The sequence below is a fragment of the Staphylococcus croceilyticus genome, from assembly GCF_002902575.1.
Classification (GTDB): Bacteria; Bacillota; Bacilli; order Staphylococcales; family Staphylococcaceae; genus Staphylococcus; species Staphylococcus croceilyticus.
Genome location: NZ_PPRD01000098.1, coordinates 1 through 14,674, shown reverse-complemented (window position 1 = coordinate 14,674; position 14,674 = coordinate 1). Strand labels below are relative to the sequence as shown.

14 protein-coding genes are annotated in these 14,674 nt (G+C 34.0%); 4 read left to right on the top strand and 10 right to left on the bottom strand.

Features of this window, described 5'->3' with window-relative positions; genetic code table 11:
* Nucleotides 1-185 precede the first annotated feature (185 nt).
* Nucleotides 186-1,043 carry a class IIb fructose-bisphosphate aldolase FdaB gene (fdaB, locus tag CD128_RS10495; RefSeq protein ID WP_103298806.1) on the bottom strand — a complete coding sequence of 286 codons (858 nt, stop codon included), beginning with the start codon at nucleotides 1,041-1,043 and terminating at the stop codon, nucleotides 186-188.
* 194 nt (nucleotides 1,044-1,237) lie between these two features.
* Here fdaB and CD128_RS10490 point away from each other — a divergent pair, with 194 nt between their 5' ends.
* Nucleotides 1,238-1,759: a DUF2529 domain-containing protein gene (locus tag CD128_RS10490; protein ID WP_103329858.1), complete on the top strand. Its 522-nt coding sequence runs from the start codon at nucleotides 1,238-1,240 to the stop codon at nucleotides 1,757-1,759.
* 66 nt (nucleotides 1,760-1,825) lie between these two features.
* Here CD128_RS10490 and CD128_RS10485 read toward each other — a convergent pair whose 3' ends face one another.
* From CD128_RS10485 to CD128_RS10475, 3 genes are all read right to left on the bottom strand, one after another.
* Nucleotides 1,826-3,436 carry a CTP synthase gene (locus CD128_RS10485; protein WP_103329857.1) on the bottom strand — a complete coding sequence of 537 codons (1,611 nt, stop codon included), beginning with the start codon at nucleotides 3,434-3,436 and terminating at the stop codon, nucleotides 1,826-1,828.
* A 196-nt stretch (nucleotides 3,437-3,632) separates the two neighbouring features.
* Entirely contained in the window at nucleotides 3,633-4,178 is a 546-nt protein-coding gene (gene rpoE, locus CD128_RS10480) for a DNA-directed RNA polymerase subunit delta (protein WP_103329856.1), read from the bottom strand.
* A 113-nt stretch (nucleotides 4,179-4,291) separates the two neighbouring features.
* The gene (locus CD128_RS10475; protein WP_103329855.1) at nucleotides 4,292-5,152 is read right to left on the bottom strand and encodes a GNAT family N-acetyltransferase; all 861 of its coding nucleotides are present in this window, start codon (nucleotides 5,150-5,152) and stop codon (nucleotides 4,292-4,294) included.
* A 189-nt stretch (nucleotides 5,153-5,341) separates the two neighbouring features.
* Here CD128_RS10475 and coaW point away from each other — a divergent pair, with 189 nt between their 5' ends.
* Nucleotides 5,342-6,145 carry a type II pantothenate kinase gene (gene coaW / locus CD128_RS10470; protein ID WP_103329854.1) on the top strand — a complete coding sequence of 268 codons (804 nt, stop codon included), beginning with the start codon at nucleotides 5,342-5,344 and terminating at the stop codon, nucleotides 6,143-6,145.
* 67 nt (nucleotides 6,146-6,212) lie between these two features.
* Here the strand turns inward: coaW and ldmS are convergent, their stop codons facing one another.
* Both ldmS and CD128_RS10460 read right to left on the bottom strand, forming a co-directional pair.
* The gene (ldmS, locus tag CD128_RS10465; protein ID WP_103329853.1) at nucleotides 6,213-7,412 is read right to left on the bottom strand and encodes an L-aspartate--L-methionine ligase LdmS; all 1,200 of its coding nucleotides are present in this window, start codon (nucleotides 7,410-7,412) and stop codon (nucleotides 6,213-6,215) included.
* Nucleotides 7,412-8,596, bottom strand: a complete 1,185-nt coding sequence (locus tag CD128_RS10460; protein WP_103329852.1) for a M20 family metallopeptidase — start codon at nucleotides 8,594-8,596, stop codon at nucleotides 7,412-7,414. The genes ldmS and CD128_RS10460 overlap by 1 nt, the downstream gene beginning before the upstream one ends.
* 285 nt (nucleotides 8,597-8,881) lie before the next feature.
* Between CD128_RS10460 and CD128_RS10455 the strand changes: the two genes are divergently transcribed.
* Complete coding sequence (locus tag CD128_RS10455; protein ID WP_103329851.1) at nucleotides 8,882-9,352, top strand: S-ribosylhomocysteine lyase; 471 nt, start codon at nucleotides 8,882-8,884, stop codon at nucleotides 9,350-9,352.
* A gap of 796 nt (nucleotides 9,353-10,148) precedes the next feature.
* Here the strand turns inward: CD128_RS10455 and CD128_RS10450 are convergent.
* From CD128_RS10450 to deoC, 4 genes are read right to left on the bottom strand one after another with little or no spacing between them, the layout of a single operon-like run.
* Nucleotides 10,149-10,499 carry a DoxX family protein gene (locus CD128_RS10450; protein ID WP_103329850.1) on the bottom strand — a complete coding sequence of 117 codons (351 nt, stop codon included), beginning with the start codon at nucleotides 10,497-10,499 and terminating at the stop codon, nucleotides 10,149-10,151.
* A complete protein-coding gene (gene deoB, locus CD128_RS10445) occupies nucleotides 10,499-11,686 on the bottom strand; it encodes a phosphopentomutase (RefSeq protein WP_103329849.1) in 1,188 nt (395 codons plus the stop codon). Before deoB ends, CD128_RS10450 begins: the two co-directional genes overlap by 1 nt.
* A 12-nt stretch (nucleotides 11,687-11,698) precedes the next feature.
* Nucleotides 11,699-13,000: a pyrimidine-nucleoside phosphorylase gene (locus tag CD128_RS10440; protein WP_103329848.1), complete on the bottom strand. Its 1,302-nt coding sequence runs from the start codon at nucleotides 12,998-13,000 to the stop codon at nucleotides 11,699-11,701.
* A 58-nt stretch (nucleotides 13,001-13,058) separates the two neighbouring features.
* On the bottom strand, nucleotides 13,059-13,721 hold the full coding sequence (gene deoC / locus CD128_RS10435; protein ID WP_103329847.1) for a deoxyribose-phosphate aldolase: 663 nt from the start codon (nucleotides 13,719-13,721) through the stop codon (nucleotides 13,059-13,061).
* 145 nt (nucleotides 13,722-13,866) lie between these two features.
* On the opposite strand from deoC, the gene deoD reads away from it, so the two are divergent.
* Nucleotides 13,867-14,577, top strand: a complete 711-nt coding sequence (gene deoD, locus CD128_RS10430) for a purine-nucleoside phosphorylase (RefSeq protein WP_103329846.1) — start codon at nucleotides 13,867-13,869, stop codon at nucleotides 14,575-14,577.
* Nucleotides 14,578-14,674: the final 97 nt, after the last annotated feature.

Sequence of the window (14,674 nt, the reverse complement as noted above, 5' to 3'; positions counted from 1 at the left end):
ATCTGGTAATCGTATAAAACCTTTAAAAGGTATTATGTATAATAGTATTATAAATCATTTTCAAAAAATTATTAATTCAAAATTGCTATAAATAAAAAATGGAGTGAACTTGAATTCAAATATGAATTCAGAGTTACACTCCATTTAAATTAGTTATTTAATAAGCGCATTATAAGCTAGCTTAATTATTTAGCACGGTTAGATGTACCAAATTCTCTAATTTTACCTTTAACTGTTTCTTTAATTGCTTCACGAGCAGGTCCTAAGTATTTACGTGGATCGTAAACATCTTGGTCGTTATTTAAAACTTCTCTTACTGCTTTAGCAGAAGAAATTTGGTTTTCAGTGTTTACATTGATTTTAGCTGTACCATAAGGGATTGCTTTTTGGATATCTTTTGTAGGGATACCAGTACCACCATGTAATACTAATGGTAAACCAGTTGAAGCACCGATTTCTTCCATTTCTTTGAAACCTAATTTAGGTTCGCCTTTGTAAGGACCATGTACTGAGCCTAATGCAGGTGCTAATGCATCAATACCAGTTCTTTCTACTAATTCTTGACATTCTTTAGGGTCAGCATAGATGATACCGCCAACAACATCATCTTCTTGTCCACCAACTGTACCTAATTCAGCTTCTACTGATACACCGTGTTGGTGTGCATATTCAACTACTTTAGAAGTGATTTCAACGTTTTCATCAAATGGGCTATGTGAAGCATCAATCATTACAGATGTGAAACCTGCATCGATTGCTTCTTTACATTTGTCGAAACTTGAACCATGATCTAAGTGAATTGCTACTGGTACAGTAATATTTAAGTCGTGCATTAAACCTTCAACCATTTTTACTACTGTATAGAAACCACTCATGTAACGAGCAGCACCTTCTGATACACCTAAAATTACTGGAGCATTCTCCTCTTGTGAAGCTTCTAAAATTGCTTGTGTAAACTCTAGGTTATTGATGTTGTATTGACCAACCGCATAACCATTTTCTTTTGCATCTATTAACATTTCTTTCATTGAAACTAATGGCATGAAAGTTCCTCCTTGGGTGCAATTGCACTAATTTTTCAAAATCATTATATCAGAAAAGAATTTTAATTGCATGTTTATACTCGTTCAAACATATAAATCATTAAAAAACGTAAATTATTAAGCAAAATTGAAATTCCAGACAATTGCATAACCTCGCACATTTCATTACAATACTTATGAAATGGAGGATAAACATGTCTAAAATATTACATACACAATTAACCGGTATATTTAATCGTTTAGAAGACCAAGCGTTAGATATTCAAATGGCAGCACAATGCTTAATACAAGCGATTGGCGGTGAAGGCTATGTTTATATTAAAGGTTATAGAGATTTAAAATTCTTCGAACCCTTTATCTTAGAAAGTGAAGAACGACTACAATCTTCAAAGCGACTATCTGAAATCAAATCTATCTCTGAAATCGATTCAACAGATCGTGTTTTACTTTTTTCTCCTTTTTATACTGAGGAAGTCGCTAAAGATGTGCAAGAGTTACTTGATCAAGATATCGATTTTGTTTTAATTTGTAATCGTCCTAAACAAGAAGATCTCCCTGAACATCTTCTGCACTTTGTTAATTTAGCTACACCTCGTCCAATTGTTTATACAGAAGATTATGATAAAATTGTTCAGCCTCACACAATGGCTTTTAATTACATTTATTATGAAATTTATACGCAAATGATTGAGATGACACGCGATTTAGACCTATAACTACAACGTAAAAGCACCTCCTTTTTTAAATATAGAAAGGAGGTGCTTTTATATATCATTGTTAATTTAATTTTGATTTTGATGTTTATAAGCCGCTTCTACAAAAGCTTTAAAAATAGCTTGCGGTCTATTAGGTCTTGATAAGAATTCAGGATGGAATTGACAAGCTACGAAGAAGTCATTTTCAGGAATTTCTACCATTTCAACTAAACGACCATCTGGGCTAGTTCCTGAGAATACCATACCGTTCTCTTCAAGTTGTTCTCTGTATTCATTGTTAAATTCGTAACGATGACGATGTCTTTCTTCAATGTTAGTAGCATCATAAATACGGTGTGCTAATGTACCTTCTTTAATAGTACATGGGTATAATCCTAAACGTAACGTACCACCTAAATCTTCAATGTCTTTTTGTTCAGGAAGTAAGTCAATAATTGGATAAGGCGTATTTGGATCTAACTCTGCTGAATGTGCGCCTTTTAAGCCTAATACATTTCTTGCATATTCTACTGTTGCTAATTGCATACCTAAGCAAATACCGAAGTAAGGTACGTTATTTTCACGTGCATATTTAATCGCTGAAATTTTACCTTCACTTGCTCTAAATCCGAAACCACCAGGTACTAAGATACCATCTACATCACTTAAGTAGCTTTCTACATTTTCATCTGTAACTTCACTAGAATCAATCCATTTAACGACAACATCTTTCTTCAATGGGTAACCCGCGTGTTTTAATGATTCTACGACAGATAAATAAGCATCTTGTAAACTTACATATTTACCTACTAAGCCAATTGTAATTGTACCGTCTAATGAGTTTACTGTATCTAATAAATATTGCCATTCATCTAATTGTGTATCGTATTTAGCATCTAAATCTAAACGTTTGATAACAATATCATCCATATCTTGTGCGCTTAGTTGTAAAGGAATTTCATATAATGAAGATGCATCTCTACATTCAATAACACTTTCTTTATTGATATCACAGAATAAAGCAATTTTATCTTTTAAGTCTTGTGTCATTTCATATTCTGTACGTACGACAATAAGGTCTGGTTGAATACCTAATCCACGTAATTCTTTAACACTGTGTTGTGTAGGTTTCGTTTTCATTTCGCCTGCTGCTTTAATATATGGTAATAAAGTACAGTGTACATACATCACATTTTCACGACCTAAGTCACTTCTAATTTGACGAATCGCTTCAATGAATGGTAATGATTCGATATCACCAGTTGTACCACCGATTTCAGTGATAACTACATCAGCATTAGTGCTTTCTCCAGCTAATAATAATCGTTCTTTGATTTCATTAGTGATGTGTGGAATTACTTGTACTGTACCGCCTAAATAATCGCCACGACGTTCTTTCTTCAATACGTGAGAATAAACTTTACCAGCTGTTACATTTGAATATTTATTTAAATTAATATCTATGAAACGTTCATAATGTCCTAAGTCTAAGTCAGTTTCAGCACCATCGTCTGTAACAAATACCTCTCCGTGTTGATAAGGACTCATTGTACCTGGGTCTACGTTTAAATATGGATCGAATTTTTGAATCGTTACTTTAAGACCTCTATCTTTTAACAATCTTCCTAGAGAAGCGGCTGTGATACCTTTACCTAATGATGACACTACTCCGCCTGTTACAAAAATAAATTTTGTCATTTCCTGACCTCCTAATTAATAAAGGGATGCTTCCTTTCTAAACAATTACTTATAATTAAAAGTTAATAAAATAAAAAAATCGCTCCCTCTCACATAGATGCAAGGGGAGCGTATAAAATTTATACACGTGTCCTATTTAAAGGAGCCCGAATAAAATTTTAACATCTTTTTAATAAAAGTCAATCAAAACTAAAATTTAGTCGTTGAAATCTTCTTCATCTTCGAATGCTTCTTCATCTTCTTCAGCGATGTCTTCATCATCGTCTTCTTCAATCACAATATCAGATTCATTGATTTCATCTTCAACTTCTTCAACTTCTTCATCTTCTGGATCGTTTAATGTTTCTTGGTCATCTGTTTGAGCTGGAATATCCTCGTCATCGTCCATTTCATCATCGCCCAATAATTTAAGGTTTTTATCTTCTTCATCGTCATCATCAAGGATGTCGAATTTTTGAATTGTTGGCGCGATTTTTTCTTCAATGTCATCCACTGAATACCAGTCACGAAGACCCCATTGATTTTCCCCAACATTTAAGAAGCGACCATCTGTATTTAAATCAGTGTAGAATTGTACCACACGATTTTCAATTTCTTCATATTCATAATCGCCTAAACTTCTAAATTCATCAATGATATCGTATAAGTTCATTGTTGAACCTTTGTCATGTAATAAAGTGTAAGCCATATCGATGAATGATTTTTCGTCAACCATTTCTTTAGTATAATCTTGAATTTTCATTATAACTTAACTTCCTTTCGAAGGATTTTATAATAACTCGTTAATTTTCATTAATTAATAGTAACAAAGATAAATTATAAATGACAACAAGTGATTTCGCAATTGCTATTCTCTTAGTAATTTATATATTTTTCAAAAATCACTAAATCCTCACATTGATTCATTTCAACAAATCCACTATTAATACATAATGATTTTAATTCATTATTTTCCCCAAATAATGTAATAACTATAGTCGTAATATCTTTAAAATGTTTACGAATATATGTAGGGAGTTGACGTAGCGCACTTTCTGCAATGCCTTCTTTACGCTGATCTTTATTCACTTCAATTGCTGCGATATTCACTCTATCTTCACGTTGTTCAAGCGCAATAAACCCTACTTTTTGGTTATCTTTTAATAAATCTACAACTTTATAAGAAGCAATACTTGAATCTTCATTCTCAGCTAGACGTAATGATGAGACATGCTTTGAATCTAAATCTAAGTAATATAATCTTTCCTTCCCGATAGGGCCTTCTTCTTTCGTAGCAGCATGCATAAATCCTGCACGCTCATATACATTCCATGCACCTTTATTTTCAGCATCCACCACTAAATACAAATGATTGAAATCTGGAAATAGTGCCTGGACATATTGTGGTAAATACATCATCATTGTTGTGCCATAACCATGTCCTTGAAACTTCTCATTAATAGATAATGAACGCACATAAACGACATTTTCCGGAGTATCATAACCTTCATGTTGATAGTGCTGATGTAACACAAAGAACCCTACTACATCTCCCTCTTCGTTTATCGCAATATTCGCAATTCTATTGTCATCATTTAATGCTTCTTCTAATACTGTTTTGGGTAATGATGAATAAATTTGTTGACGTTCGCTTAATTCAAAGTTCACAACATCTTCTCGATATTTCTCTTCAAATTCTTGAATTATAATATTTTCAAATTGCTTTTTAATAGTCATGTCTTCTCCCCTACATCTTCCAATTAAGTTACATATTATTATAGATGTTTTCCTTTGTTATTCCAATTTTTATACTATTCAATTTAGATGTAACTTTTTGAACTTTTAATTTTTTTAAAATTAGGCTATTGTAATTCGGCAAATTTCATTTACTATTAGTATGACATATAAAATCACGAGGTGAATGAAATGAAAGTAGGTATTGATGCAGGAGGTACGTTAATAAAAATCGTTCAAGAACAAGATAATGAACGTACTTATCATACTGAACTAACTACTGATATACATAAAGTTATCAAATGGTTAAATAATGAAACGTTTGAAGCAATTAGTTTAACTGGCGGAAACGCCGGCGTTATTGCTGAAAACATAAATACTTCCTCTAATACTTTTGTGGAATTTGATGCTTCTTCAAAAGGCCTTGGCATACTACTTAAAGAACAAGGTCACGATATTAAAGAATATATCTTTGCGAACGTTGGTACAGGAACTTCTTTACACTATTTTGATGGTCAACAGCAACAACGTGTAGGTGGTATCGGCACTGGCGGAGGTATGATTCAAGGTTTAGGTTTTCTTTTAACTCAAATCTCAGATTATGAGCAGTTAACAAACCTTGCCCAAGCTGGTGATCGAGATACGATAGATCTTAAAGTCAAACATATTTATAAAGACACTGAGCCTCCTATTTCTGGAGAACTGACAGCAGCAAACTTTGGTAACGTTCTTCATAATATGGATGTAGACTTCACTGCTCCTAATAAATTGGCTTCAGTAGTCGGAGTGGTAGGAGAAGTTATTACAACAATGGCTATTACGGTAGCACGCGAATATAAAACTGAGAACGTTGTTTATATTGGTTCATCGTTCAATAACAATTCTTTATTACGTGAAGTAATTGAGGATTATACTGTTTTAAGAGGATGCAAACCGTTTTATATTGAAAATGGCGCATTTTCAGGTGCATTAGGTGCAATATACTTAGGAGAATGAGACATAAAAGCGTTCTAGAAAATTTTTTTCTAGAACGCTTAATTTTAATTTTTTAATCGAAATATTCTCACAATTCTGATTTATCAAGCTCTGCTATAAAAGCTTTTTCTAATTCTTCCACTTCTTCTTTTGAATTCCCATGCCAAATACAACCAAAACGTGATTTCACTTTATCTTTGCCGAACCATTCTCCATCATAATAAGATAATGGATAAAGTACACCTTTTTCCACATATTTAAGAATGACATTAAAGAAGTGTTCGTTATCTCCTCGAGAGAAGTAACTATAAAACTTTTGATAATTAGGATTTAACTCATGTTGTAATAAAAGCATGCTTGTAGAACCATTTTGTCTAAAGTTCAAATCGATAGCAAAGACATCATCATTTTTATCCAATAATAAATCAAATCCTGCTACTCCAAAGAAACCTAGTTCTACACCATTTTCCATAATCTCACGACCAGCATCAATTACTTTTTGTGGTACTTCATGAACATTTTCATTACCTGCATAAAAGCCATATTCATTTGTAATTTGATGTGCGGTACCGAGATATTTAATTCCTAATTCTTCTGAATAAGCGTATTGCACACAGTAATTTTTAACCGCTTCTATTTTCTGTTCGATAATCAAATGCTCTGTTGCATCAGTCGCATCAAAAATTCGTTTTGTTGCTTTTTCTAAATCTTCATCGTTATAACAAATCATTACGCCATATCCACCAGCAGTCGGTAACTCGTCCCCTGGCTTAATAACAAATGGGAATGACCAATCTTTAATACGCGCTTTGAAATCGTTAATAGCTACAATTTCACGATCTGGTAAATATTTATTGTTTGTCCATTCTGGTATACGCGCTTTGTTATTTAATGCGATAAATACCTCTTTATCTACAGCGTATGAATCTTCATTAATCACATCATCACTATGAACGTATTGGAAATAAATCTTTTTTCCTTTATCTTCAGCAATCTCATTTAATAAATGTTCATAAGTTTCACGATTATGAAACTTATAAATATGTTTAGGAATAGATTTACCAATGACATCAAATAATTGTTGTAATCTATCCGTAACGCTTGCTTCATGTAAAATCATCGGCATCTTATCTGCAATAATCATTTCTCTTCCCGTTAAAAAGTTAGATTGATGTTCTTCAGGTTTAAGCCATGGGTTTGCTATATATGAAGGTCTTGAATTATATACAATCGTTTCATCATATAAATCACTTAACGTCAACATAGGTCTTTTAGTGTTCTCTGTCATTATTTAATTTGCCCCTTTATATGAGAGTGCTGCTGAACAATATCATCAAGCAATCCCTTATTTTCAATTAATTCTAAGCCCATTAAAGCTATTATTTTAGCTCCTCTAATTAATGCTTGATCACCATGAACACTTGCAGCTGCTTCTCTAAATCGGTGCGTGTGACCAACTAAATTTCTAGACCCAATCTTCACATGAGGGTGAATCGTAGGTACTATATGACTGACATTACCCGTATCTGTAGAACCGAAACCAAAATCATCATGACTAACTTCTTCGCCTACTTCATTCGCATATTTTTCGAAAAGTTGATCAAGTTTAGGCGTCTTAATAAACTCATTCACACCATTTTGAATAGGTCCAAATTCATAATCACATCCCGTTTGAATCGCAGCGCCTCTAGCAATTTGATTTACTTTTTCAGTTAATACATCTAACTCTTTACGTGTTCTAGCACGTGTGTAAAATCTTGCATGGGTAAAGTCAGGTATAATATTTGCCGCTTTACCTCCGTCAAGGATGACACCATGCACACGTTGTCCTTTCTTAATATGTTGTCTTAGTTGTGCAACACCATTAAAGTAAGAAATCATAGCATCCAAAGCGTTCAATGCTTCGTCTGCATTTTCAGAAGCATGCGCGCTCTTACCATAAAATTTAATATCTAATACATCAACGGCTAGCGTATTGATAGTTGGATACGTTTCATTACCAGGATGAATCATTAATGCTATGTCAATATCATCGATAACGCCAGCTTTCACATAGGAAGCTTTAGCACTACCATTCTCACCACCCTCTTCAGCAGGACAGCCTAACACGACCACTTTACCCCCAACATGGTCGACCACTTGTTTCAATGCTGAACCAGCTAATACACTTGATGTCCCTATAATATTATGACCACAAGCATGCCCTAATCCAGGTAACGCGTCATATTCAGCTAAATAGCCAATCGTCGGTCCCTCTTTTTCCGAATCATAGGTAGCAATAAAACCTGTAGCATGACCAGCGATATCTGTTTCAATGTCAAATCCATTCTCTTTTAATTTATCAATCAACGTTCTTGATGCAAATATTTCTTCATTACCTAATTCAGGGCGTTCATGGATTCGATGACTAATTTCAACATAATCATATTTTTTATTCTCTATATAATCTAAAATTTCTTGTTTATTACTCATAAAATCATAACTCCCTTTTATAGCCGAAATTAACCTTGTATTATAAGCTATATTTAAGTATTAGTTTAATCGCATTCAAATGAATTATTACCTATTTTATCGGATTTAATATCTATTGTCATTAAATTTATCTATATTTACAAAATTTTCTCACAATATTTAATAGGAAGATTTCAAGCAAGTGGTATACTGCCTCAGTTAGCAAAATTGTAAATACTGAACAGTCTTGTTACAATCAACTTATTGAAGAATCTAAAATGATTGTCTTATTTAGGAGGAACATTTATGCCAAAAATGAACGTTGAAAGCTTTAACTTAGATCACACTAAAGTAGTTGCACCATTTGTTCGCTTAGCAGGCACAATGGAAGGTTTAAATGGAGATGTTATAAAAAAATATGATATTCGCTTCAAACAACCTAACAAAGAACATATGGAAATGCCTGGTTTACATTCTTTAGAACACTTAATGGCTGAAAATATTAGAAATCATACTGATAAAGTAGTGGATTTAAGTCCAATGGGTTGTCAAACAGGTTTCTATGTATCATTCATTAATCATGATGATTACGAAGATGTGTTAAACATTATTGAAAAAACATTACATGATGTGTTAGAAGCTACTGAAGTACCTGCTTGTAATGAAGTACAATGCGGATGGGCTGCAAGCCACTCTCTAGAAGGCGCTAAAGAAATTGCACAAGCGTTCTTAGACAAACGCGATCAATGGAACGATGTATTCGGAGAAGGTAAATAATTTAATTAACTAAAAAGAAATCACCGCTTCTTAATAATGATAGAAGCGGTGATTTTTTTAGTTTTTTCAAACATTTTTAATATAAAATTACATATAAAACTCTTATATTTTTTATCACGATTCTTGTATTAATTATAAATAAACTTAAGTGCTTACACTTGAGTAGTTCTAAGATAGATAACGAAGTGTAGTTGTGAAGACTCCTGGCTTTTTTCATATTGAACACAAGTGCAAATGCACTTGTGTAAGGCGTTCTAAGATAGATTACGAAATGTAGTTGCATAGACTCCTATGTTGATTATTAATGAACATAAGTGCTATGCACTTATGTAAGAAATTCTAAAGATGAACTACGAATGACGTTGTGTGACGCCTGAGGGAGCAGGATGAGTGTCGAGACCGAGGCTCGACCCAGCCCCCTAGGCAAGCATCACAACAGAATGAGTGAATGTTCATCTAAGAATTTCTTTAGAAGACTACAGGCTGAGACGGCACCCCTGGAAAGCTTAGCAACATAAGTGAGTGAGTATCTATCTAAGAACGCCTTTACAAGACTACAGGCTTGAGCCTTTCCCACCGGAAAGCGCAACAACTTAAACAAGTGAATATCTACCTAAGAACTACTTTACAAGACCAAGGCTCGACCCAGCCCCCTAGACAAGCGTCTCAACTTAAGTGAAATGATAATCCATTTAAGAACTGCTTTAGAGACAGCACCCCAGCAACTTAAACAAGTGAATATCTCTCTTAGAACACCTTTAAATATATATCAATTTAAAAGAATTTCAAGTTCTAATTATAATTTTTTAATAAGTCCCATTAAAACAAATTGTAATGGTAATCTTAAATATAACGCCCATGTAGGTACTTGTTTATCGCCTAAAGGCAATTTTTTACGGGCCATATAAACATTAGCAGGTAGAACAGATAGTAAGAATAGGTTCATACCTTTTTTCAACCAATCTGCTGGACGTTTAACTAGTAACATAATGCCAAAGAAAATTTCAAAGACACCTGTTACTAACACTGCTGTTTTTTGTAATGGCAAATAGTCTGGAACGATATTTCTAAATTGGCGTTCATTAGTAAAATGTAAAACACCTGCCGTACCAAATCCTAGTCCAAGTAAATAACGAAAGAATTTCATTAACGTTCAACTCCCATTTCTTTTAAATAGCTTTTTCCGAATTCTGGTAATTCTACGTTGAAATTATCTGCAATAGTCGCCCCAATAGAACTAAACGTTGTATCACCAGATAGTTCATGATATTCCTTAATTTTAGGACTAAACATTAATACTGGAATATATTCACGCGTATGGTCTGTACCATCAGCAATCGGATCATTACCATGGTCAGCAGTAATAATGACTAAATCATCTTCTTGCAAGTTTTCAATTAATTCAGGTAAACGTTCATCGAAATCTTTAATCGCTTGTGCATACCCTTCTTTATCACGACGGTGTCCGTATAATGCATCAAAGTCAACTAAGTTTAAGAAACTAATACCATTAAAGTCTTTCTTAACTACGTCAATTAATTGATCCATGCCATCCATATTATTTTTCGTACGTATTGCTTCAGTTACACCCTCGCCATCATAGATGTCATTAATTTTACCAATTGCAATAACATCATAATCATTATCTTTAAGGCTATTCATAACTGTTTTACCAAATGGTTTTAACGCATAATCATGACGGTTTGATGTACGTGTGAAGTTACCAGGTTCGCCAACATATGGACGAGCGATGACACGACCAATTAAATATTTAGGGTCTTTCGTTAACTCACGGACCTTTTCGCAAATATCGTAAAGTTCTTCTAATGGAATAATATCTTCATGAGCAGCGATTTGTAATACAGGGTCAGCGCTTGTATAAACGATTAAATCTCCTGTCTTCATTTGATGTTCACCAAGTTCATCAATAATTGCAGTACCTGATGCTGGTTTATTCGCTACGACTTTGCGTCCAGTCATTGATTCAATTTCTTGAATTAATTCATCAGGAAAGCCATTAGGATACACTTTGAATGGTTGCATAATATTAAGCCCCATAATTTCCCAGTGACCTGTCATTGTATCTTTACCAACTGAAGCTTCACTTAATTTAGTGTAGAATGCTCCTGGGTTTTCTACTTTATTTACGACAGGTAAATCGTCAATGTTACCTAAACCTAAACGTTGTAAATTGGGTAATTCTTGATTGAAACCTTCTAATGTATGTTTAAGTGTATGTGATCCTTCATCGTTAAATGCTGCCGCATCTGGTCCTTCACCAATACCTACTGAGTCCATAACAATTAAATGTACCCGTTTAAAAGGTGTCGTCATAATGAAACACTCCTACTCTGTAATAATTTTATGAATTAAATTTGGTGCAGTCGCTTGGTCTTTAATTGTAATGCTTTCATCAAGTTTAGCAATCACGTCATCAATATCTTCGCGGTTACTATGAATCGTTAATAATGAGTCACCTTCATTGACGCTGTCGCCCACTTTCTTATTTAATACAATGCCTACACTTAAATCGATGTCGTCTTCTTTAGTTTGTCTACCAGCGCCTAACATCATTGATGCTACACCAATTTCATTAGCAATTAGTTCTGCTACTACACCGCTAATTTTCGCTTTATAATCAATTTGATATTTTGCAGTCGGTAACTTTTCAGGCGCATCCACTACTGATGCATCGCCACCTTGGTTCTCTAAAAATGTCTTGAATTTAGCTAATGCCGACCCATCTTTAATTGCATCCAATAATAGTTGACGTGCTTGATCAAGCGAGTCTGCTTTACCTGCAAGAACTACCATTTGAGAATCTAATGTTAATACTAATTCAGTTAAGTCTTCAGGCCCTTCGCCTTTTAATGTATCAATGGCTTCTTTTAATTCTAAAGCATTACCGATAGCACGACCTAATGGTTGGCTCATATCTGAAATAATCGCCATAGTATTTCTACCAACATTATTACCGATACTTACCATAGCATGTGCTAAATTCTCAGCATCCACAATTGTCTTCATAAATGCACCATTACCCGTTTTAACATCTAACACAATAGCGTCTGCGCCAGCAGCAATCTTTTTACTCATAATAGATGAGGCGATTAATGGAATAGAGTTTACCGTACCAGTTACATCTCTTAATGCATATAATTTTTTATCTGCTGGTGTTAAATTACCGGATTGTCCGATAACAGCAACTTGGTTATCATTAACGAGCTTAATAAATTCCTTTTCTGAAATTTCTACATGGAAACCTTCAATCGATTCAAGTTTATCTATTGTACCACCCGTGTGACCTAAGCCACGTCCACTCATTTTAGCAACTGGCACGCCTATTGCTGCAACTAATGGCGCTAACACGAGGGTCGTAGTATCACCTACACCACCTGTCGAATGTTTATCTACTTTCACACCTTTAATTTGAGATAAATCAATGACATCTCCAGAATTAACCATTGCCATTGTTAAGGCTGCACGTTCTTCATCAGTCATATCTTGGAAATAAATTGCCATTGCTAAACTTGAGGCTTGATAGTCTGGAATATCACCTTTAGTATATCCCTCTACAAAGAATTCAATTTCTTCTTTCGTTAAAGTTTTCCCATCACGTTTTTTCTCAATGATATCTACCATTCTCATCGTTCTGAACCCCTTTCTATAATGTTGTTTTCTCTAATTGCTGCCCTTTTTCTGAAAATTAATAATCAGAATCAGATTCTAAACCTTGAATAATTTGAACACCTGCACTAGCACCAATACGTGTAGCACCAGCATCGATCATCTTATTGAAGTCTTCAAGGTTACGTACACCACCAGAAGCTTTCACTTCTAAATCATCGCCAACTGTGTCTTTCATTAATTTCACATCTTCAGGTGTAGCGCCGCCTCCAGCGAAACCTGTTGACGTTTTTACAAAGTGAGCGCCTGCTTCTTTAGCTAATTCAGAAGCTTTTACTTTCTCTTCATCAGTTAATAAAACAGTTTCAATAATTACTTTAACTGTTTTACCGTTAGCAGCGTTAACGACTTCTTGAATGTCTTTTTTAACATCGTCGTAACGTTTATCTTTAAGCGCACCTACATTGATTACCATGTCAATTTCTGAAGCACCGTTATCGATGGCATTTTTAGTTTCAAATACCTTAGTTTCTGTAGTTGTAGCACCTAAAGGAAAGCCAATAACTGTACAAACTAATACATCAGAATCTTTCAATTGCTCCGCTGCGTAGTTAACATGTGTTGGGTTAACACAAATTGATTTGAAACCATATTCCTTAGCTTCTTTAATAATGTTATCGATTTGTTCACGTGTAGACTCAGGCTTTAATAATGTGTGATCGATATATTTTGCATAATTCATAGTTTAGTCCTCCAATATGTTGTTAATAGTTATCATTTCGCCTATTCTTCAAAATAGTACCTCACTTATATAGTACAAAAATTCGCAAAAAAGTTAAACAAATGTTATCTTAATCTTAACTATGAATATTAAGGAGAAGATAGGAATGACAAATGGTACACCTCATATTCAACCTAAAGGAACTAAAATTGCTAAAACAGTTTTAATGCCTGGTGACCCATTACGCGCAAAATATATTGCTGACAACTTCTTAGAAAACGTTGAACAATTTAACGAAGTTCGTAATATGTTTGGCTATACTGGTACTTACAAAGGAAAAGAAATTTCAGTAATGGGTTCAGGTATGGGTATTCCTAGTATTGGGATTTACTCTTATGAGCTATATAATTTCTTTGATGTAGAAACAATTATTCGTGTTGGTTCATGTGGTGCATTACAAGAAGACGTAAATTTATATGATGTTATTATTGCACAAGCTGCTTCAACTAATTCAAATTATGTAGATCAATTTAATATTCCAGGTCACTTTGCTCCAATCGCAGACTTTGAATTAGTTACAAAAGCTAAAAAAGCTGCCGATGAGATTGGCGCAACAAGTCATGTGGGTAATATTCTTTCATCAGACACTTTCTATAATGCTGATGCTACATTTAATGATAGCTGGCAAAAAATGGGTATCTTAGGTATTGAAATGGAATCAGCTGGCTTATATTTAAATGCTATTAGTGCTGGCAAAAAAGCTTTAGGCATCTTTACAGTAAGCGACCACATTTTAAGAGATGAAGCGACTACTGCTGAAGAACGACAAACATCATTCACTCAAATGATGGAAATCGCTTTAGAAATCGCTGAATAGACCTTCTTTTAAAGGTTCTATGAGAAATGCGGTTGATGAAACAAATTGATTGTTTCATTAACCGCATTTTTTGTATAAAAAGAGCGCAAATATCTCT